The following is an 18,310-nucleotide window of genomic DNA, read 5'->3' as shown; positions in this document are numbered from 1 at the left end:
ACGATGCCTGGGCCGTGCTGCCCGGCGGGGCCCGGGGCCCCCGCACCACCGCCCCCGCCCGGACCTTCGGGCAGGGGGCGGCGAGCCCGGCACCGGGCCGGGGGGCGGGCCGGATGCCGGGCCCCTCCGGCCCCGTACCGTCGGGGGACCGGAAGGGCGTGGGCGGCAGGTCAGAGGCCGGCCGCGGCGGCCTTGATGTCCGCGGCGAAGGTGGACACCTCGGTGTAGACGCCCGGGTAGCCGGCCCGCGCGCACCCTTCGCCCCAGCTGACGATGCCGACCTGGATCCAGGCGTTGGTGTCGTCGCGGCGGAACATGGGGCCGCCGGAGTCGCCCTGGCAGGTGTCGACGCCGCCCTGGTCGTACCCGGCGCATATCTCCTCGGCCGGGACGAGGGAGCTGCCGTACGCGGTCTGGCAGGCGGCGTCGGAGACGAACGGGACGGTGGCCTTGAGCAGGTAGCGCTGCTGGCTGCCGCCTTCGCGGGCGGCGCCCCAGCCGGCGACGGTGAAGGTGCCGTTGTCGTAGGCCTTGGTGTCCGCGATCTTGAGCGTGGGCAGGTTGACCGGCTTGGCGAGCTTGATCAGGGCCCAGTCCTTGCCCTGCCCGTTGTAGCCGGGGGCCTGGAGGACCTTGGTGGACTTGACCTTGATGGCGCTGGAGCTGTTGAGGTCGACGACTCCGGCGGTGGCGGTGATGGAGGTGTTGTTGCCGGAGCCGTTCACGCAGTGGGCGGCGGTGAGGACGATCTGCTGGGTGTAGAGGGCGCCGCCGCAGCCCATGGAGAGCCGGACCATGAAGGGGAACTCGCCCTGCGCGGCGCGCGTGCCGCCGACGACGGGGGCGGGGGCTGCGCCGGCGCTGCCGGGCTGGAGGCTGACGGCCGCGAGGGCGACGGCGCCGACGGCGAGGGTGCGCTTGAGGAGGGTGGCGAGGGTGGACATGGTCAACACACTGCCTTTCGTGGGGGGTTGGGCGGTGCGGCGTCATCGGGTGAATGACTTGTACATGTCATACCCTTGGTCGGCGGGGGCTCAAGGACGCCTTTTCGGACAACCTGGGGCGCCGGGTACCGAGGGGCGTGCACAATGAGGCGGGCCGCGTCCGCGCCCGGCCCGGTCGAGCACGGCTTTCCGCACCTCGCGACCGTCCGCGCCGCGATCCCCGCCCTGCTGCGGCGGCTGCCGGCCGACGGGCTGCGCCCCTACGCCGTCCCCCTCTCCCCCGCCGACGCCGCCTTCACCGCCGCCGACGACCTCCACCTCGGCGCGCACCGCGTGGCCTCGGCGGTCGTGGCCGCGCTGGGGCTGCCCGACGCCCGGATGGTGGTCGCGTTCCGCTCCATGCCGGAGGCGGCCACCGTCGAACTGGCGGCGGGGCCGGAGTACTTCATCGAGGTCAACGACCGCTTCCGCACCCACCGCCGCGATCTGGCGGCCGCCCTGGCCCACGAGGTCACGCACGTCCTGCTGCACCGGCTGGGCCTGCGCTTCCCCCTCACCGCCGACGACGAGATCCTCACCGACACCGCCGCCGCCTACCTGGGCATCGGCTGGCTGCTCCTGGACGCCTACCGCGAGGACCGCCTCGGCAGCCAGAAGCTCGGCTACCTCACCCCCGAGGAGTTCGGCTACGTCCTCGGCAAGCGCGGGCTGCTGCTCGGGGAGGACCTGTCCGCCTGGTTCACCAGCCCGCAGGCGTACGAGGCCTACGTGCGCGGGCGCGCGCTCGCGGAGCGGGACCTGCGCCGGGCGCCGCTCGCCGCCGCGGACCGTGCGGAGCGGCGCCGCTACCTGCGCGACCGCGCCGCCGGGACCGCCGCCCCCGGAGCCGGATACCGCTTCGAACGCCGCGGCGGGCAACTGCAGGTGGGCTTCTGCTGCCCGGTGTGCGAACAGCGGCTCCGCCTGCCGGTGGCAGGACCCCTGCGGGCCCGCTGCGGCCTGTGCCGCACGGTCCTGGACTGCGACACGTAGGCCGCGCAGGGCGGCGGGCGGCAGCGGGTGGGGGGCCTGCCGGCGCGGGGGCGCAACTCGTTGCGGGGGCGCGGTTCAGGCGGTGGCCGGCGTGGGTAGTGATACTCCATCGCACGAATGCCGGGCCGGCCCCGACCCCTCGCCAGGGGGCCGGGGCCGTTTCGCGGCCGGGGGCGCGTCACGCCGCCGCGGGCTGCCCCACCGCTTCCGTTTCCGCCTCCGCTTCGCCTTCCGGCGAGACGGCCGTGCGCGGCAGCGCGAGGCAGAGCAGGGCGCACACCAGGAACCCGGCGCAGACCCACGGCATCGCGGCGGTCAGCGCGTGGGTGGGTCCGCCGTCGGCGAGGGCTCCGAAGAAGACGCTGCCGATGACGGCCGCACCGAGGGCTCCGCCGAACTGCTGGGCGGTGGAGAAGATCCCGGAGGCACCGCCCGCGATGTCGGCGGGGACGGCCGACAGGACGACGTTGACCAGCGGTACGACGAGGAAGCCGAGCCCTGCGCCCGCGACGAGCAGACCGGGCACGAGCGGCCAGGCCCCGACCGGGCCGACCCCCGCGGCCCCGGCAGCCCCGACAGCCCCGACAGCCCCGACAGCCCCGGCCGAGGGGACGGCGTACCAGACGGCGTACCAGACCGCGGCGAAGCCGCCCGCCATCATCAGCGCCCCGGCGGCCAGTACGAGCCGGCCGAAGCGCACCGCGAGCGCATCGGCGGCGGGCGCGGTGAGGAAGCCGCCGGCCGAGAAGGCGACGGTGAGGACGCCGTCCTGCATCGGGGTGTAGTGCTGGCTGCCCTGCAGCCAGATCGCGAAGACGAGGAAGAAGCCCTGCATGCCGACGGCGAAGAGCAGTTGGACGGCGAGGCCGACGGAGAAGGCGGGGAGGCGGAAGGCGCGGGCGGGCAGCAGCGGCACCCTGGCCCCGCGGCGGCGCGCCTCGACCACGCCGAGGCCGGCCACGGCGAGGACGCCGGCGGCCAGGCACAGCCAGCCCCACAGCGGCCAGCCGTTCGCCTCGCCCTGCACGAGCGGCAGCACGACCGCGATCAGGCCGCCCGCGAGGACGAGGCTGCCGAGCAGGTCGGGGCGGCCGGCGCCGCGATCGCGGGTGGCGGGGACGAGGACGGCTCCGGCCGCGAGCGCGGCGATGGCGACGGGCACGTTGACGAGGAAGACCGAGCGCCAGCCCCAGCCGAACAGGTCGGCTTCGGTGAGCAGGCCGCCGAGCAGCAGTCCGACGGCGGAGGCGAAGCCGGCGACGGCCCCGTACATCCCGAAGACGGCGCCGCGCTCCTTGCCGTGGAAGAGGGTGCGGAAGGAGCCGAGGACCTGCGGCATCAGCAGCGCGGCCATGACGCCCTGCACGGCGCGGGCGGCGATGAGCTGGCCGGGGCTGTGGGCGATGCCGCAGCCGAGGCTCGCGAGGCCGAAGCCGGCGGTTCCGGCGAGGAAGAGGGTCTTGCGGCCGTAGCGGTCGCCGAGGTGGCCGGAGACGATCAGGGTGGCGGCGAAGCCGAGGAGGTAGGCGGAGACGAGCCACTGCAGGGCGCTTTCGGAGGCGTGCAGCTCGCGGCCGATGGAGGGGATGGCGACGTTGACGATCGTCACGTCGAGCAGGTCCATCAGGGCGGCGACCATCATGACGACGGCCGCGGCCCAGCGGCGCGGATGAGGAGCAGGGCTCGGTGTCGATGTCGGTGTCGGTGTCGGTGTCGACGTGGGTGTCGGTGTCGATGTCATGGCGGCCTCCAGCCGTCCTCGCGGAAAGTCTTTCGTTCGTCCGAACGAAAGACTGGCATGGAGGCAGGGCTGATCGCAACTCTTTCGTTCGAGCGAACTAAAGAGTTGGTACGGTGTCCTCATGAGCGACGAGAAGGAGAACCAGCGCCGGGCCGAGGTGCTGGCCGAGCTCAACCGCACGGGCCGGGAGACGAGCGCGGCGACGATCGTCTTCCACGAGGCGGCCGCGGCCCGGCAGGGCCTGAGCGCGACGGAGACCAAGACGCTGGACCTGCTGCAGCGGCGCGGGCCGCTGACCGCGAAGGAGCTGTCCGAGTACTCGGGGCTGGCCCCGGCCTCGGTGACGGGCCTGGTCGACCGGCTCGAGCGCAAGGGCTACGTCCGCCGGGTCAAGCACCCGACGGACAAGCGGCGGGTGCTGGTGGAGGCCCTGCCGGAGCGGCTCGACGCGATCCGGCCGGTGTTCGAGGACTGGGCGCGCGAGGTCGCCGAACTGTGCGAGGAGTTCACCACGGAGGAGCTGGAGACGGTGATCCGCTTCCTGCGCGGCTCGAACACCCGCCAGCTCCGCGCGGCGGCCCGCCTGGCCGAATCCCCCTGACCGGCCGGGGCCGGCGCCCCGGGCCCGGCCCCGCCACCGGCCGCCGCGGCGAGCGGCTACGACGCCCCGTACACCGGGTGCGGGGCCCTGGCCGCCGCGAGCAGTTTCGCGGCCGCCTCCCCCGCCTCGGCCGGGCTCCAGCGGGCGCCCCGTTCGGCGGTGGGGCCGCGCTGCCAGCCCTCCATCACGGTGATCCGGCCGCCCTCCGCCTCGAAGACCCGCCCCGTGACCCCGGCCGAGGCCCCGCTGCCGAGCCACACCACCAGCGGTGACACGTTCTCCGGGGCCATCGCGTCGAACTCCCCCGCCCCCGGCGCCGCCATGGTCTGCGCGAACACCTCCTCGGTCATGCGCGTCCGGGCCGCCGGGGCGATCGCGTTGACCTGCACCCCGTACCGGCCCAGCTCGGCGGCCGCGACCAGGGTCAGCCCGAGGATGCCGGCCTTGGCCGCGCTGTAGGAGCTCTGCCCGACGGAGCCGGCCAGGCCCGCCCCCGACGAGGTGTTCACCACGCGCGCCGCGACCGGCCGGCCCGCCTTGGCCTCGGCGCGCCAGTGTTCGGCGGCGTGCTTCAGGGGCAGGAAGTGGCCCTTGAGGTGGACCCGGAGCACGGCGTCCCAGTCGGCCTCCGTGAGGTTGACGAGCATCCGGTCGCGCAGGAAGCCCGCGTTGTTGACCAGGGTGTCCAACCGGCCGAACGCGCTGATCGCGCAGTCGACCAGCGAGGCCGCCCCCTGCCCGGTGGCGATGTCCCCGCCGTGCGCCACCGCCTCCCCGCCCCGCGCGCGGATCTCCGCGACGACCTGCGCCGCCGGGCCGTCCGGGCCGGGCAGCCCGTCCAGGCCCACCCCGAGGTCGTTGACGACGACCTTCGCGCCCTCCGCCGCGAACGCCAGCGCATGGGCCCGCCCGAGCCCCCGCCCGGCCCCCGTCACCGCGACGACCCGCCCCTGCGCCATCCCCTCGCCCCCACCCGCACCCCTGCCCGTGTCCGTGCCCGTGTTCGTGTCCGTGCCCATCTCAGGCCTCCTTGTTGACCGTTGCCGCGTCCAGGAACGCCGGCCGCTCCCCGCCGCCGTGCACGAGCAGGCTCGCCCCGCTCACGTACCGCGCCTGCTGCGAGGCCAGGAACACCGCCGCGGCTCCGACGTCGGCCGGCTCCGCCAGCCGTCCGAGCGGGACCGTGGCCGCCACCGCGGTGATGCCCTGCTCGTCCCCGTAGTGCAGGTGCGCCAGTTCGGTCCGCACCATGCCGAGCACCAGCGTGTTCACCCGTACCTCGGGCGCCCACTCGACCGCCATGGAGCGGGCGAGGTGCTCCAGTCCGGCCTTCGCCGCCCCGTAGGCCGCCGTGCCGGGCGAGGGCCGGGTGCCGCTGACGCTGCCGATCATCACCACCGAGCCGCGCGCCGCCCGCAGCAGCGGGTACGCCGCCAGCGAGGCGGTCATCGGGGCCAGCAGGTTCAGCTCGACCACCCGGGCGTGCCGCTCGGCGCCGCCCTCCCCCAGCGGCCGGTACGGGGTGCCGCCCGCGTTGTTGACCAGGCAGTCGAGCCGGCCGTGGCGGCGGGCCACCGACTCGAAGAGGCCCTCGGCCGCGGCCGGGTCGCGCAGGTCGGCCGGGAGGTACGAGGCCTCGCGCCCGGCGGCAGCGACCGGCTCCTGCGGCGGGCGGCGGGCGCACAGGACGACCTCCGCGCCCGCCTGGAGGAACGAGCGGGCGATGCCGGCTCCGACGCCCCGCGTCCCGCCGGTGACGACGGCAACCCTCCCGTCGAGAACCCTCCCGTCGAGCTCCATGGACTGCTACCTTCCTCACCTGACAACCTCACCTAACAAACGTTTGGTGGAAAGGTAGCTGATCCGGTCATGGGTGTCTCCACCTCGAACCCCGGCAAGGGCATCGCACTCGTCACAGTCGACTTCCCACCCGTCAACGCCCTCCCCGTCCAGGGCTGGTACGAGCTCGCCGACGCCCTGCGCGCGGCCGGCCGCGATCCCGAGAACCGCTGCGTCGTCCTGGCCGCCGAGGGCCGCGGCTTCAACGCCGGCGTCGACATCAAGGAGATGCAGCGCGACACCGGCCACTCCCGGCTGATCGGCGCCAACCGCGGCTGCTACGAGGCCTTCGCCGCCGTGTACGAGTGCGAGGTGCCCGTCGTCGCGGCCGTGCACGGGTTCTGCCTGGGCGGCGGGATCGGGCTCGCCGGCAACGCGGACGCGGTCGTCGCCTCCGACGACGCCGTCTTCGGCCTGCCCGAGCTCGACCGGGGCGCGCTCGGCGCCGCGACCCACCTGGCCCGGCTGGTCCCGCAGCACCTCATGCGCACCCTGTACTACACCTCGCGCACCGCCACCGCCGCCGAGCTGCACGCGCACGGCTCGGTCTGGCAGGTGGTGCCGCGGGCGGAGCTGCGCACGGCCGCGCTCGCGCTCGCCGCCGAGATCGCGCGCAAGGACGGGTACCTGCTGCGGCTGGCCAAGGCGGCCATCAACGGCATCGACCCGGTGGACGTGCGCCGCAGTTACCGCTTCGAGCAGGGGTTCACCTTCGAGGCCAACCTCAGCGGCGTGGCCGACCGGGTCCGCGACACCTTCGGAGAGGCAGGCCCCCGATGACCGGCACCGGATCCGCCACCGCCGACAAGAGCATGACGCCCGAGGAGGTCGTCGGGCGGCTGCGCAGCGGGATGACCCTGGGCATCGGCGGGTGGGGCTCCCGGCGCAAGCCGATGGCCCTGGTGCGGGCACTGCTCCGCTCCGAGATCACCGATCTCACCGTGGTCTCGTACGGCGGCCCCGACGTCGGCCTGCTCGCGGCCGCCGGCCGGATCCGCCACCTCGTGGCCCCCTTCGCCACGCTCGACTCGATCCCGCTGGAGCCGCACTTCCGGGCCGCCCGCGAGAGCGGCGCCCTCACCCTGACCGAGCTCGACGAGGCCATGTTCATGTGGGGCCTGCACGCCGCCGCCAACCGGCTGCCCTTCCTGCCCGTCCGCGCCGGCCTCGGCTCCGACGTCATGCGGGTCAATCCGCAGCTGCGGACCGTGACCTCCCCGTACGAGGACGGCGAGGAGCTGGTGGCGGTGCCCGCCCTGCGGATGGACGCCGCCTTGGTCCACCTCAGCCGCGCCGACCGGCTCGGCAACGGCCAGTACCTGGGCACCGACCCGTACTTCGACGACCTGTTCTGCGAGGCCGCCGACACCGCGTACGTCTCCTGCGAGCAGCTCGTGGAGACCGCCGACCTCGCCAAGGCCGGACCGCCGCAGTCCCTGCTGGTCAGCCGGCACAGCGTCACCGGGGTCGTCGAGACCCCGAACGGCGCGCACTTCACCTCCTGCGTGCCCGACTACGGGCGCGACGAGGCCTTCCAGAAGCTGTACGCCACCACCCCCTGGCCCGGGTTCGCCGCCCGCTTCCTGTCCGGGCCGGACGAGCACGCCTACCAGAGCGCCGTCCGCGCCTGGCACGAGGAGCAGCACGAGCACGAGGAGCAGCAGAAGGAGGAGCAGCGGTGAGCACACCCGGAACCGAAACCGCGACCCGCGCCGAGTACTGCGTCATCGCCTGCGCCGAGGCCTGGCGCGGTGACGGCGAGGTGCTCGCGAGCCCGATGGGCCTGATCCCCTCCCTCGGGGCCCGGCTCGCGCGGCGGACCTTCTCCCCCGGGCTGCTGCTGACCGACGGCGAGGCGATGCTGGTCGGCCCGGACGGAGAGGTGGAGGGCTGGCTCCCGTACCGGCGCCACCTGACGATGGTCACCGGCGGCCGGCGGCACGTGATGATGGGCGCGAGCCAGCTCGACCGGTACGGCAACCAGAACATCTCCTGCATCGGCGACTGGGAGCGGCCCTCCCGCCAGCTCCTGGGGGTGCGGGGCGCGCCGGTCAACACGCTCAACAACCCGGTGAGCTACTGGGTGCCGCGGCATTCGCCCCGGGTGTTCGTCGAGCGGGTCGACATGGTCAGCGGGGTCGGGTACGACCGGGCCGCGGCGGCCGGGGTGACGCGGTTCCACCGGCTGCCGCGGGTGGTCAGCGACCTCGGGGTGTTCGACTTCGCGACGCCCGACCGGTCGATGCGGCTGGCCTCGCTCCACCCGGGCGTCACGGTCGAACAGGTGCGTGCGGCCACGGGGTTCGCCCTGGCCGAGCCCGACCCGGTGCCCTACACGCGCGAGCCGACGGGCGAGGAGCTGCGCCTGATCCGCGAGGTGCTCGACCCGGCGGGCCTGCGCGAGCGGGAAGTGCGGGGCTGAGGCGGTGGAGACGGCACTGACCGCCCTGGTCGGGATCCGGTATCCGATCGTGCAGACGGGGATGGGCTGGGTGGCCGGGCCGCGGCTGGTCACGGCGGCTGCCGAGGCGGGCGCCCTGGGGATCCTGGCCTCGGCGACGATGACGCTGCCGCAGCTGCGGGCGGCGGTGCGGGAGGTCAAGTCCCGTACGGACGCTCCGTTCGGGGTGAACCTGCGGGCGGACGCCGGGGACGCGTCCGAGCGGGCCCGGCTGATCGTCGAGGAGGGCGTCCGGGTCGCGTCGTTCGCGCTGGCGCCGTCGGCGGAGCTGATCGCCCGGCTGAAGGAAGCGGGCGTGGTGGTGATCCCGTCGGTCGGGGCGCGCCGGCACGCCGAGAAGGTCGCGGCCTGGGGTGCGGACGCGGTGATCGTGCAGGGCGGTGAGGGCGGCGGGCACACGGGGGACGTGGCGACGACGGTGCTGCTGCCGCAGGTCGTCGATGCCGTCGGCATCCCGGTGGTCGCGGCCGGCGGCTTCCACGACGGGCGCGGGCTGGTCGCGGCGCTGTCGTACGGGGCGGCGGGCATCGCGATGGGCACCCGTTTCCTGCTGACGTCCGACTCGACCGTGCCGGACGCCGTCAAGGCCCGCTACCTCGCGGCCGGCGTCAAGGACGTCACCGTCACGACGGCCGTCGACGGGCTGCCGCACCGGATGCTGCGCACCGAGCTGGTGGCCTCGCTGGAGCGGGCGGGCCGGGCCCGGGCGCTGCTGCGGGCGGTGCGGCACGCGGCGGCGTTCCGGAAGGTGTCGGGGCTGTCGTGGCCGCGGATGGTGCGCGACGGGCTCGCGATGAAACACGGCAAGGACCTGTCCTGGAGCCAGGTCCTGCTCGCCGCGAACACGCCCATGCTCCTGAAGGCGTCCATGGTCGAGGGCCGTACGGACCTCGGTGTCATGGCATCGGGCCAGGTCGCGGGGGTGATCGAGGATCTGCCGTCGTGCGCGGAGCTCGTCGGCCGCGTCATGGCCGAAGCACACGCCGTGCTGGCACGACTGGAACAGCTGCACGGGTCCGCCACCCTGCCACCACCAGGGTGATCCCTTCCGACGCCCTAGGAGTCGCCACCGATGAGACGTGCCCGAAACCGCCTGGTGAGCGCGGTCCTCGCCTGTACCGCCCTCGCCGCCGCGGCCGTGCCGAGCGCCGCGTACGCCGCGGCGCCGGCGTCCCTCCCGCAACACCGGCACCGGTCGGCCGCCGCCGGCGCCGCCACCTCCACCGCCACTGCGGAAACGATTCGGCAGATCCCCCTCCAAGGCGCCGTCAACGTCCGCGACCTCGGCGGGTACCGCACGTACACCGGCGGACAGGTCCGCCAGGGGCTGGTCTACCGCTCCGACGCACTGAGCAGGCTGACCGCGGCGGACATCACCACCGTCGCCGGTCTGGGCCTCACGAAGGCCGTGGACTTCCGCATCCCGATGGAGCTCCAGTACGACGGGGCCGACAGGCTGCCGCCGGGGCTCTCCCCCACCTCCCGCCCGATCAGCGACCTGGGCCTGTACGGCACGCTCGTCACCGTGATATCCAGCGGCGACCCCGTGAAGCAGGAGCAGATGCTCGGCGGCGGGCGGGCCGAGGCCTACATGCGCGACGTCTACCGCACGTTCGTGACGAACCCCGAGAACCGGGCGCAGTTCGCGGCGACCCTGCGGGAGATCGCTGACGGCAGCCAGGGTCCGCTGCTCTACCACTGCACCTCGGGGAAGGACCGGACGGGGTGGATGAGTTACGTCCTGCTGCGCGCGCTGGCCGTGCCGCAGGAGACGGCCGAGAGCGACTACCTGGCCTCGAACACCTTCCGGGCGGCGTACGACGCCCAGGTGCGCGCGGGTCTGAAGCAGTCGGGCCGGATGCAGAACCCGGACCTGCTGATCCCGCTCCAGGAGGTCCGCCGGGACTACCTGGACGCCGCGACCGCGCAGCTGGAGGCCGATTACGGCAGTTTCTACGGCTATCTGACGGACGGTCTCGGCCTGGACCTGCGGACGCTGTCGAAGCTCCAGGGCAAGCTGGTCCGCTAGGGGCTGGGGGATCGGCGGGAACGGCACGGGGCCGGGCGGCGCTGCACGCGCCGCCCGGCCCCGTCATCCGTACGCCCGCGAGGGGCGGGGGGTCAGACCGCCCGGCGGCGGCCCTGCCCGGCCGTGCCGACCCGGCTGCGCGCCGAGGCCGCGGCCGCGCCGCCGCCGGAGGCGGAGCCGCCGGCGCCGCGACGGGACTGCCCGGCGGAGCCGGAGCCCTGGCCGCGCCGGGACTGGCCCGCACCGGAGGAGGCGGGCGCCTGCCCGGAACCGGCGGCCCCGGAGCGGCGGCCGCGGCCGCCGGAGGCGGGGGCGCCGCCGGCCGCGCCGGTACGGGAGCCGCCGCGGCCGCTCTGGCCGCCGCCCTGCCCGGTCTGGCCGCCCTGGCCGCCCTGGCCGGCGCCTGCGGAGCGGCGGCGTCCGCCACCGCCCGAGCCGGAGCGGCCGCTGCCGCCGCCGCTGCGCGGCTTGGGCGGGGTGGGCTGGGGCACCTCGAGGACCACGGGGACGCCCGAGGGCTGCCGGGCGCCGGTCAGCCGGGCCAGCTCCTCGTCGGAGGACTTGATCTGTGCGGTCTGCGGGGAGATCCCGGCGTCCGCCATCAGGCGGGACATGTCGCGCTTCTGGTCGGGCAGGACCAGGGTGACCACGCTGCCGGACTCGCCGGCGCGGGCGGTGCGGCCGCCGCGGTGCAGGTAGTCCTTGTGGTCGGTGGGCGGGTCCACGTTGACGACGAGGTCGAGGTCGTCGATGTGGATGCCGCGGGCGGCCACGTTGGTGGCGATCAGCGCGGTGACCTCGCCGGTCTTGAACCAGTCCAGGGTGCGGTTGCGCTGCGGCTGGGAGCGGCCGCCGTGCAGGCCGGAGGCGCGCACGCCGTCGGCCAGCAGCCGCTTGACCATGCGGTCGACGCCGCGCTTGGTGTCCACGAACATGATCACGCGGCCGTCGCGGGCCGCGATGCGCGTGGCGACGGCCTTCTTGTCGGTCTCGTCCATCACGTACAGGACGTGGTGCTCCATGGTGGTGACCGCGCCGGCGGACGGGTCGACGGAGTGTCCGACCGGGTCGCTGAGGAACTTCTTGACGAGCTTGTCGACGTTCTTGTCCAGGGTCGCCGAGAACAGCAGCCGCTGGCCGCCCGGCTCGACCTGCTGGAGCAGGGCGGTGACCTGCGGCATGAAGCCCATGTCGGTCATCTGGTCGGCCTCGTCGAGGACCGTGATCGAGACCTGGTCGAGGACGGCGTCGCCGCGGTCGATGAGGTCCTTCAGCCGGCCCGGCGTGGCGACGAGCACCTCGGCGCCGCGGCGCAGCGCGCCCGCCTGCCGGTTGATCGACATGCCGCCGACGACGGTCGCGAGGCGCAGGTGGACGGCGGTGGCGTACGGGGTGAGCGCGTCGGTGACCTGCTGGGCCAGTTCGCGGGTCGGTACGAGGACCAGCGCGAGCGGCGCCTTCGGCTGGGCGCGGCGGCCGGCGGTGCGGGCGAGCAGGGCCAGGCCGAAGGCGAGGGTCTTGCCGGAGCCGGTGCGGCCGCGGCCGAGCAGGTCGCGTCCGGCGAGGGAGTTCGGCAGGGTCGCGGCCTGGATGGGGAAGGGCTCGGTGACGCCCTGGGCGGCGAGGGTCTTCAGCAGCGCCTCGGGCAGGTCCATGTCCTCGAAGGCGGCGGTCGGCGGCAGCGGCGGGACCACGGGCTCGGGCATGGTGAATTCCTGCGGCCGGGCGGGGGCCGGCGCGGACCGCTGTCGTTCGGCGCCAGTCTTCGGACGTCCCTGTGCCGCACCTCGGCCCCGGGCGGGTCGGCGGCCGGGACGTGCGGAGCTGGAGCTGGTCATGCGGTAAGGCCCTCCTGAAAACCGGCAGGTATGACAAGGTCGAGACAGCAGACAAGCCGGGGCCCGCACCTCGCGGTGCGGACCCCGGCATGCTGGATGCGTCAGGCAGGCAGGATGTTCTCGGCCTGCGGGCCCTTCTGGCCCTGGGTGACGTCGAAGGAAACGCGCTGACCCTCGGTGAGCTCACGGAAGCCCTGGGTGGCGATGTTCGAGTAGTGGGCGAAGACGTCGGGGCCGCCGCCGTCCTGCTCGATGAAGCCGAAGCCCTTTTCCGAGTTGAACCACTTCACGGTGCCAAGTGCCATGATGAATCTCCATAATAGGCGGCAGGGCCCCAACCGGTTTTCCGGCGAAAAACAATAAAAGCGCCTGAGGAACATTCCCGTCAGGCGCACATAAGGTTCATGGGTACCACAACTGCAACGCTCTTAAAGCTAGCACACCTCGTCGCGGCCGGGAGCCCGCCGGGGGCGGGGCCCGCGGCGAGCCCTGCCCCCTCGCCCGGCTACAGGCGCTCGATGACGGTCACGTTGGCCTGCCCGCCGCCCTCGCACATCGTCTGCAGGCCGTAGCGGCCGCCGGTGCGCTCCAGCTCGTGCAGCAGCGTGGTCATGAGCTTCACCCCGGTCGCGCCCAGCGGATGACCGAGGGCGATCGCGCCGCCGTTGACGTTGACCCGGTCGGGGTCGGCCCCGGTCTCCTTCAGCCAGGCCAGGACGACGGGGGCGAAGGCCTCGTTGATCTCCACCAGGTCGATGTCGTCCAGGGACAGGCCCGTCTTCTTCAGGGCGTGGGCGGTGGCGGGGATCGGCGCCGACAGCATGCGGATGGGGTCCTCGCCGCGGACCGACAGGTGGTGGATGCGGGCCCGCGGCCGCAGGCCGTGCTCGGCGACGGCCCGCTCCGAGGCGATCAGCATCGCCGCCGCGCCGTCGGAGACCTGCGAGGAGACCGCCGCGGTGATGGTGCCGCCCTCCAGGACCGGCTTCAGGGCGGCCATCTTCTCCAGGGTGGTGTCCCGGCGGGGGCCCTCGTCGGCGGTGACGTCCCCGTACGGGACGGTCTCGCGGGCGAAGCGGCACTCGTCGAGGGCGCGTACGGCCCTTCGGTGCGAGCGCAGGGCGAACTCCTCCATGTCGCGGCGGGAGATGCCCCACTTCTGCGCGATCAGCTGGGCGCCGTGGAACTGGTTGACGGGCGCGTCCCCGTACCGGGCGCGCCAGCCGCTGCTGCCCGCGTACGGGCCCTCGGTCAGGCCGAGCGGCTCGGCCGCCTGCCGGGACGCGAAGGCGATCGGGATCATCGACATGTTCTGGGTGCCGCCCGCGACGACGAGGTCCTGGGTGCCGGAGAGCACGCCCTGCGCCGCGAAGTGGACGGCCTGCTGGGAGGAGCCGCACTGGCGGTCCACCGTCACCCCCGGCACCTCCTGCGGCAGGCCGGCCGCCAGCCAGGCGGTGCGGGCGATGTCCCCGGCCTGCGGGCCCACCGCGTCCAGGCAGCCGAAGACGACGTCGTCGACGGCCGCCGGGTCGATCCCGCTGCGCTCGACCAGGGCGGTCAGGACGTGCGCGCCCAGGTCGGCCGGGTGGACCCCGGACAGGCCTCCCCCGCGCCGCCCGACGGGGGTGCGTACCGCTTCGACTATGTAGGCCTCGGGCATCGGGGGCTCCTTCGACGGGTGGGGCGCGGGTCGCGCCCGGGTCGGTCAGCTGCGTACGGCGATCCCGTCCAGGACCATCGACAGGTACTGGCGGGCGATCTCCTCGGGGCTGTGCTGCCCTCCGGGCCGGTACCAGGACGCCGCCACCCACACCGTGTCGCGCACGAACCGGTAGGTGAGGCGGATGTCGAGGTCGGCGCGGAAGACCCGGTCGGCGACCCCGCGCTCCAGCGTGCCGAGCCAGGCCTTCTCGAACTTCTCCTGGGACTCGGACAGGTAGCGGAAGCGGGGCTGTGCGGCCAGGTGGCGGGACTCCTTCTGGTAGATCGCGACGGCGGCACGGTGCCGGTCGATCTCGCGGAAGGACTCGGTGACGAGGGCCTCGATGGTCTCGCGCGGGCCGAGGCCGGCGGCGAGGACGGCGTCGTAGCCCTCCCACAGCTCGCCGAGGAAGGTGGAGAGGATCTCGTCGAGCATCGATTCCTTGGAATCGAAGTGGTAGTAGAGGCTGCCGGCGAGCATGCCGGCGGCGTCGGCGATCTTGCGGACGGTGGTGGCGTTGTAGCCCTGGGCGGCGAAGACCTCGGCGGCGGTGTCGAGGAGCTCGCGGCGCCGCTCGGGCGGGGGCGTCACGGCACTCTTGCCGGACTCGGCTGCTTTGCCGGTCGGCTTGCTGGTCGATTTGCCGGTCGGCTTGCTGGTCGGCTTGTTCGTTGGCACGTGCCCATTCTCGGCCTAGGCGCGCTGGCTGCTGACGGAGACGGTCTCGCCGGTCATGTACGAGGAGTAGCCGCTGGCCAGGAAGACGATGACGTTGGCGACCTCCCACGGCTCGGCGTACCGGCCGAAGGCCTCGCGGGCCGTCAGCTCCTGCAGCAGCTCCTCGCTGGTGACCTTGGCCAGGTGCGGGTGCATGGCGAGGCTGGGGGCCACCGCGTTGACCCGCACGCCGAACTCGGCCGCCTCCAGCGCCGCGCAGCGGGTCAGGGCCATCACCCCGGCCTTGGCGGCGGCGTAGTGGGCCTGGCCGGCCTGGGCGCGCCAGCCGATGACGGAAGCGTTGTTGACGATGACGCCGCCGCCACCGCCGCTGCCGCGGGGGGCGGCGGCGCGGAAGGAGCGCAGGGCGGCGCGGGTGCAGCGGAAGGTGCCGTTCAGGGTGACGTCGAGCACCCTGCCCCACTGCTCGTCGGTCATGTCGGCGAGGGGGGCGGTGCCGCCGAGCCCGGCGTTGTTGACGACGGCGTCGAGGCGGCCGTGGGTGCGCTCGGCGTGCGCGAACAGGGCCTGCACCTGGGCCTCGTCGGTGACGTCGCAGGGCAGGGAGGTGACCCGGTCCGCGCCGAACTCGGCGGCGAGCGCCTCCTCGGTCTCCTTCAGGCGGCGGGCGTGGGCATCGCCGAGGACGACGCGGGCACCCTCCTCGAGGAAGCGGCGGGCGGTGGCCCCGCCGATCCCGGCTCCGGCGGCGGCCGTGATGACGGCGGACCGGCCCCGCAGCAGCCCGTGTCCGGGGACGGGGGCGGGGACTGTGGCGGGGACTGTGGCGTCCAACGCAGCTGCCTCCTCTGCCTACTTGCGAATGCCACGTGGCCTTGGCTCATGACCCATGGCTCATGACCCATGGCTCTTGGCATTCGTCTCGACTCGCCGACAGTCGCAAGTTAACCTACCAAACACTTGTTAGGGAAGCGGAGGCGAGCACCGATGGACCTGACCCACACGGCGGAGGTCGAGGCCTTCCGGGCCGAGGCCCGGGAGTGGCTCGCCCGCCACGTCCCGCCGGCCCCCCTGCCCTCGTTGGAGACGGCGGAGGGCTTCGCCGCGCACCGTGCGTGGGAGGCGCAGCTGCACGCGGACCGCTGGTCGGTGGTGTCCTGGCCCGAGGAGTACGGGGGCCGGGGCGCGGACCTGGAGCGGTGGCTGGTCTTCGAGGAGGAGTACTGGGCGGCGGGCGCGCCGGGCCGGGTCTCGCAGAACGGCATCAGCCTGCTGGCGCCGACCCTCTTCGAGTACGCGACCCCCGAGCAGCGGGCGCGGGTCCTGCCGCCGATGGCGAGCGGCGAGGTGGTGTGGGCGCAGGCCTGGTCCGAGCCGGAGGCCGGCTCCGACCTGGCCTCGCTGCGGTCGCGGGCCCAGCGCACCGGGGGCGGCTGGCTGCTGTCCGGGCAGAAGACGTGGTCCTCGCGGGCGGCGTTCGCGGACCGGGCGTTCGGCATCTTCCGCACGGATCCGGCGGCTGCCAAGGCCCATCAGGGCCTGACGTACCTGATGTTCGACCTGCGGGCGCCGGGCGTGACGGTGCGGCCCATCGGCCGGCTCGACGGCAAGCCGGCCTTCGCGGAGCTGTTCCTCGACGAGGTGTTCGTACCCGACGAGGACGTCATCGGGGAGCCGGGGCAGGGCTGGCGGATCGCCATGTCGACGACCGGCAACGAGCGCGGGCTGACCCTGCGCTCCCCCGGCCGGTACCTGGCCGCGGCCGGCCGGCTGCTGGAGCTGTGGCGGGCCGTCGGGGATCCGGCGGACACGGCGCTGCGGGACCGGGTCGCGGACGCGGTGGTCGGGGCGCGCGCGTACGAGCTGTTCACCTGGGCGGGCGCGGCCCGGATCGCGGCGGGGACGCGGATCGGCGCCGAGTCCAGCCTGAACAAGGTGTTCTGGTCGCAGTACGACATCGCCCTGCACGAGACGGCGTTGGACCTGCTGGGCGCGGACGCGGAGCTGGCGGACGGGGCATGGGCGGAGCCGTGGCTCTTCTCCCTGGCCGGGCCGATCTATGCCGGCACGAACGAGATCCAGCGCGACATCATCGCCGAGCGGCTGCTCGGCCTGCCGAAGGGCCGCCGCTGATGCGATTCCTGCCGACCGAGGAGCAGTCGGAGTTCGCCCGCACGCTGCGCGGGCTGCTGGGCGCCGCGCAGGTACCGGCCGCGGCACGGGCCTGGGCGGCCGGGGACCATGCGCCGGGGCGGGCCCTGTGGGGGCGGCTCGCGGCCGCCGGGCTGTTCGCGCCGGCCGCGGAGGAAGCGTACGAGGGGGCCGGGCTGCTGCCGGTGGAGCTGGCCGTGGCTATGGCGGAGGTGGGCCGGGCCGGGATGCCGGGTCCGGTGGTGGAGACGGCCGCGGCCGCGGTGCTGCTGGGTCGGCTGGGGGACGGGGCCTTGGCCAAGCGGTTCGTTCCGGCCCTGGTGGCGGGCGAGGCCATGGCCACGCTGGCGGTGCCGGGCGGTGGCCGGTACATGCTGGACGCGGACGCCGCCGCGCACCGCTTCACGGTGACGCCGGCGGGCGAACTCCGCGTGACCCCGGGCGCGGCAGCCGGCCCTGCGATCCGCTCGACGGACCCGACCCGCAGGCTGTCCCTCGCCAGGGCCGACGCGGGGGAGCTCCTGGCGGTGGGCCCGCACGTCCTCGCAGCCGCCCGGACCGCGGCGGACTGGGCCCGGCTGCTGACCGCCGCCCAGTGCCAGGGGGTCGGCGAGACGCTGCTGGAGCGGACGGTGGAGTACGCGAAGCAGCGCACGCAGTTCGGCATGCCGATCGGCGGCTTCCAGGCGGTCAAACACCGCCTGGCGGACACGTACCTGGCCCTGGAGTTCGCCCGCCCCCTGCTCTGGTCGGCAGCGCTCTCCCTGGCTCCGGCCGAGATAGCCGCGGCGAAGCTGAGCTCCGGGGAGGCGGCCTACGCGGCGGCCCTGACCGCACTCCAGGTCCACGGCGCGGTCGGCTACACGGAGGAACTGGACCTGTCCCTGTGGCTCCGCAAGGCCCGCCCCCTCCGCAACGCCTGGGGCACCCCCGCCGCCTGCCGCGCCACGGTCCTCCCACCCGCCCCCGCCTGACCGCCGCCTGCCTCGCCACGGTCCTCCCACCCGCCCCCGCCTGACCCTGGCCGCCTGCCGCGCCACGGTCCTCCCACCCGCCCCCGCCTGACCTCGCCGACTCCGCCAATCCCCGGGCCCCCGCCGCACCGCTTTCGAAGCCGACGCCCGGCCCACTCAGCCCCGCCACCCTTCGAAGCTGGCCTCCCCAGCTCCCACTTCGCCGGCTTTCGAAGCCGGGGGTCGGCAATCTCCAGCCTCGCCGGCGTTTGAGGCGCGGGGTCTGGGGCAGAGCCCCAGAAGCCCAGCCGGCTCCGCCGCCACCTGAGCCGGGGTCC

General features: G+C 74.4%; 18 protein-coding genes. 9 read left to right on the top strand and 9 right to left on the bottom strand.

Going from position 1 to position 18,310, the window contains the following annotated elements; genetic code table 11:
• Nucleotides 1-170: 170 nt before the first annotated feature.
• Entirely contained in the window at nt 171-944 is a 774-nt protein-coding gene (locus ABZ924_RS01105; RefSeq protein ID WP_361901993.1) for a serine protease, read from the bottom strand.
• Between the two features lie 144 nt (nt 945-1,088).
• On the opposite strand from ABZ924_RS01105, the gene ABZ924_RS01100 reads away from it, so the two are divergent.
• Nucleotides 1,089-1,976, top strand: coding sequence for a hypothetical protein (locus tag ABZ924_RS01100; protein ID WP_361901990.1), 888 nt, complete (start codon nt 1,089-1,091; stop codon nt 1,974-1,976).
• Nucleotides 1,977-2,154: 178 nt separating this feature from the next.
• On the opposite strand, the gene ABZ924_RS01095 is transcribed toward ABZ924_RS01100, so the two are convergent.
• Nucleotides 2,155-3,717 (bottom strand): MFS transporter, encoded by a 1,563-nt coding sequence (locus ABZ924_RS01095; RefSeq protein WP_361901987.1) that lies wholly within the window; start codon nt 3,715-3,717, stop codon nt 2,155-2,157.
• A 121-nt stretch (nt 3,718-3,838) separates the two neighbouring features.
• Here ABZ924_RS01095 and ABZ924_RS01090 point away from each other — a divergent pair, with 121 nt between their 5' ends.
• Nucleotides 3,839-4,318 carry a MarR family transcriptional regulator gene (locus ABZ924_RS01090; protein ID WP_361901983.1) on the top strand — a complete coding sequence of 160 codons (480 nt, stop codon included), beginning with the start codon at nt 3,839-3,841 and terminating at the stop codon, nt 4,316-4,318.
• Between the two features lie 56 nt (nt 4,319-4,374).
• On the opposite strand, the gene ABZ924_RS01085 is transcribed toward ABZ924_RS01090, so the two are convergent.
• Together ABZ924_RS01085 and ABZ924_RS01080 are read right to left on the bottom strand one after the other, a co-directional pair.
• On the bottom strand, nt 4,375-5,277 hold the full coding sequence (locus tag ABZ924_RS01085) for an SDR family oxidoreductase (protein WP_361902374.1): 903 nt from the start codon (nt 5,275-5,277) through the stop codon (nt 4,375-4,377).
• 61 nt (nt 5,278-5,338) lie between these two features.
• Nucleotides 5,339-6,118 carry an SDR family oxidoreductase gene (locus tag ABZ924_RS01080; protein ID WP_361901980.1) on the bottom strand — a complete coding sequence of 260 codons (780 nt, stop codon included), beginning with the start codon at nt 6,116-6,118 and terminating at the stop codon, nt 5,339-5,341.
• A 69-nt stretch (nt 6,119-6,187) separates the two neighbouring features.
• Here ABZ924_RS01080 and ABZ924_RS01075 point away from each other — a divergent pair, with 69 nt between their 5' ends.
• The 5 genes from ABZ924_RS01075 to ABZ924_RS01055 are packed head-to-tail and all read left to right on the top strand — an operon-like array spanning nt 6,188 to nt 10,647.
• The gene (locus tag ABZ924_RS01075) at nt 6,188-6,937 is read left to right on the top strand and encodes an enoyl-CoA hydratase family protein (protein WP_361901977.1); all 750 of its coding nucleotides are present in this window, start codon (nt 6,188-6,190) and stop codon (nt 6,935-6,937) included.
• Nucleotides 6,934-7,839 (top strand): CoA-transferase, encoded by a 906-nt coding sequence (locus ABZ924_RS01070; RefSeq protein WP_361901974.1) that lies wholly within the window; start codon nt 6,934-6,936, stop codon nt 7,837-7,839. Before ABZ924_RS01075 ends, ABZ924_RS01070 begins: the two co-directional genes overlap by 4 nt.
• Complete coding sequence (locus tag ABZ924_RS01065; protein ID WP_361901971.1) at nt 7,836-8,579, top strand: CoA-transferase; 744 nt, start codon at nt 7,836-7,838, stop codon at nt 8,577-8,579. The genes ABZ924_RS01070 and ABZ924_RS01065 overlap by 4 nt, the downstream gene beginning before the upstream one ends.
• Nucleotides 8,580-8,583: 4 nt before the next feature.
• Nucleotides 8,584-9,660 carry a nitronate monooxygenase gene (locus ABZ924_RS01060; RefSeq protein ID WP_361901968.1) on the top strand — a complete coding sequence of 359 codons (1,077 nt, stop codon included), beginning with the start codon at nt 8,584-8,586 and terminating at the stop codon, nt 9,658-9,660.
• 30 nt (nt 9,661-9,690) lie between these two features.
• A complete protein-coding gene (locus ABZ924_RS01055; protein ID WP_361901965.1) occupies nt 9,691-10,647 on the top strand; it encodes a tyrosine-protein phosphatase in 957 nt (318 codons plus the stop codon).
• 92 nt (nt 10,648-10,739) lie between these two features.
• Here the strand turns inward: ABZ924_RS01055 and ABZ924_RS01050 are convergent, their stop codons facing one another.
• The 5 genes from ABZ924_RS01050 to ABZ924_RS01030 all read right to left on the bottom strand — a co-directional run bounded on the left by ABZ924_RS01050 (nt 10,740) and on the right by ABZ924_RS01030 (nt 15,702).
• A complete protein-coding gene (locus ABZ924_RS01050; RefSeq protein WP_361901963.1) occupies nt 10,740-12,485 on the bottom strand; it encodes a DEAD/DEAH box helicase in 1,746 nt (581 codons plus the stop codon).
• 101 nt (nt 12,486-12,586) lie between these two features.
• A complete protein-coding gene (locus ABZ924_RS01045; protein WP_008743912.1) occupies nt 12,587-12,790 on the bottom strand; it encodes a cold-shock protein in 204 nt (67 codons plus the stop codon).
• A gap of 200 nt (nt 12,791-12,990) precedes the next feature.
• The gene (locus ABZ924_RS01040) at nt 12,991-14,148 is read right to left on the bottom strand and encodes an acetyl-CoA C-acetyltransferase (RefSeq protein ID WP_361901960.1); all 1,158 of its coding nucleotides are present in this window, start codon (nt 14,146-14,148) and stop codon (nt 12,991-12,993) included.
• Nucleotides 14,149-14,193: 45 nt separating this feature from the next.
• The gene (locus tag ABZ924_RS01035) at nt 14,194-14,781 is read right to left on the bottom strand and encodes a TetR/AcrR family transcriptional regulator (RefSeq protein ID WP_361902371.1); all 588 of its coding nucleotides are present in this window, start codon (nt 14,779-14,781) and stop codon (nt 14,194-14,196) included.
• 102 nt (nt 14,782-14,883) lie between these two features.
• Nucleotides 14,884-15,702, bottom strand: coding sequence for an SDR family oxidoreductase (locus ABZ924_RS01030; protein WP_361901957.1), 819 nt, complete (start codon nt 15,700-15,702; stop codon nt 14,884-14,886).
• Nucleotides 15,703-15,855: 153 nt separating this feature from the next.
• Here ABZ924_RS01030 and ABZ924_RS01025 point away from each other — a divergent pair, with 153 nt between their 5' ends.
• The gene (locus ABZ924_RS01025) at nt 15,856-17,001 is read left to right on the top strand and encodes an acyl-CoA dehydrogenase family protein (protein WP_361901954.1); all 1,146 of its coding nucleotides are present in this window, start codon (nt 15,856-15,858) and stop codon (nt 16,999-17,001) included.
• Nucleotides 17,001-17,993, top strand: coding sequence for an acyl-CoA dehydrogenase family protein (locus tag ABZ924_RS01020; protein WP_361901951.1), 993 nt, complete (start codon nt 17,001-17,003; stop codon nt 17,991-17,993). Before ABZ924_RS01025 ends, ABZ924_RS01020 begins: the two co-directional genes overlap by 1 nt.
• Nucleotides 17,994-18,310: the final 317 nt, after the last annotated feature.

This window comes from Streptomyces sp. NPDC046876, from assembly GCF_040645035.1.
Taxonomy (GTDB): domain Bacteria; phylum Actinomycetota; class Actinomycetes; order Streptomycetales; family Streptomycetaceae; genus Streptomyces.
Note: the sequence above shows the minus strand (reverse complement) of the source record. Positions and strands in the feature narration are given on the sequence as shown.

Coding starts and splice junctions, on each gene's coding strand:
- ABZ924_RS01105 (WP_361901993.1), bottom strand. CDS start 944: ATGTCCACCCTCGCCACCCTCCTCAAGCGCACCCTCGCCGTCGGCGCC.
- ABZ924_RS01050 (WP_361901963.1), bottom strand. CDS start 12,485: ATGACCAGCTCCAGCTCCGCACGTCCCGGCCGCCGACCCGCCCGGGGC.
- ABZ924_RS01095 (WP_361901987.1), bottom strand. CDS start 3,717: ATGACATCGACACCGACACCCACGTCGACACCGACACCGACACCGACA.
- ABZ924_RS01100 (WP_361901990.1), top strand. CDS start 1,089: ATGAGGCGGGCCGCGTCCGCGCCCGGCCCGGTCGAGCACGGCTTTCCG.
- ABZ924_RS01090 (WP_361901983.1), top strand. CDS start 3,839: ATGAGCGACGAGAAGGAGAACCAGCGCCGGGCCGAGGTGCTGGCCGAG.
- ABZ924_RS01080 (WP_361901980.1), bottom strand. CDS start 6,118: ATGGAGCTCGACGGGAGGGTTCTCGACGGGAGGGTTGCCGTCGTCACC.
- ABZ924_RS01025 (WP_361901954.1), top strand. CDS start 15,856: ATGGACCTGACCCACACGGCGGAGGTCGAGGCCTTCCGGGCCGAGGCC.
- ABZ924_RS01020 (WP_361901951.1), top strand. CDS start 17,001: ATGCGATTCCTGCCGACCGAGGAGCAGTCGGAGTTCGCCCGCACGCTG.
- ABZ924_RS01085 (WP_361902374.1), bottom strand. CDS start 5,277: ATGGCGCAGGGGCGGGTCGTCGCGGTGACGGGGGCCGGGCGGGGGCTC.
- ABZ924_RS01070 (WP_361901974.1), top strand. CDS start 6,934: ATGACCGGCACCGGATCCGCCACCGCCGACAAGAGCATGACGCCCGAG.
- ABZ924_RS01040 (WP_361901960.1), bottom strand. CDS start 14,148: ATGCCCGAGGCCTACATAGTCGAAGCGGTACGCACCCCCGTCGGGCGG.
- ABZ924_RS01045 (WP_008743912.1), bottom strand. CDS start 12,790: ATGGCACTTGGCACCGTGAAGTGGTTCAACTCGGAAAAGGGCTTCGGC.
- ABZ924_RS01055 (WP_361901965.1), top strand. CDS start 9,691: ATGAGACGTGCCCGAAACCGCCTGGTGAGCGCGGTCCTCGCCTGTACC.
- ABZ924_RS01075 (WP_361901977.1), top strand. CDS start 6,188: ATGGGTGTCTCCACCTCGAACCCCGGCAAGGGCATCGCACTCGTCACA.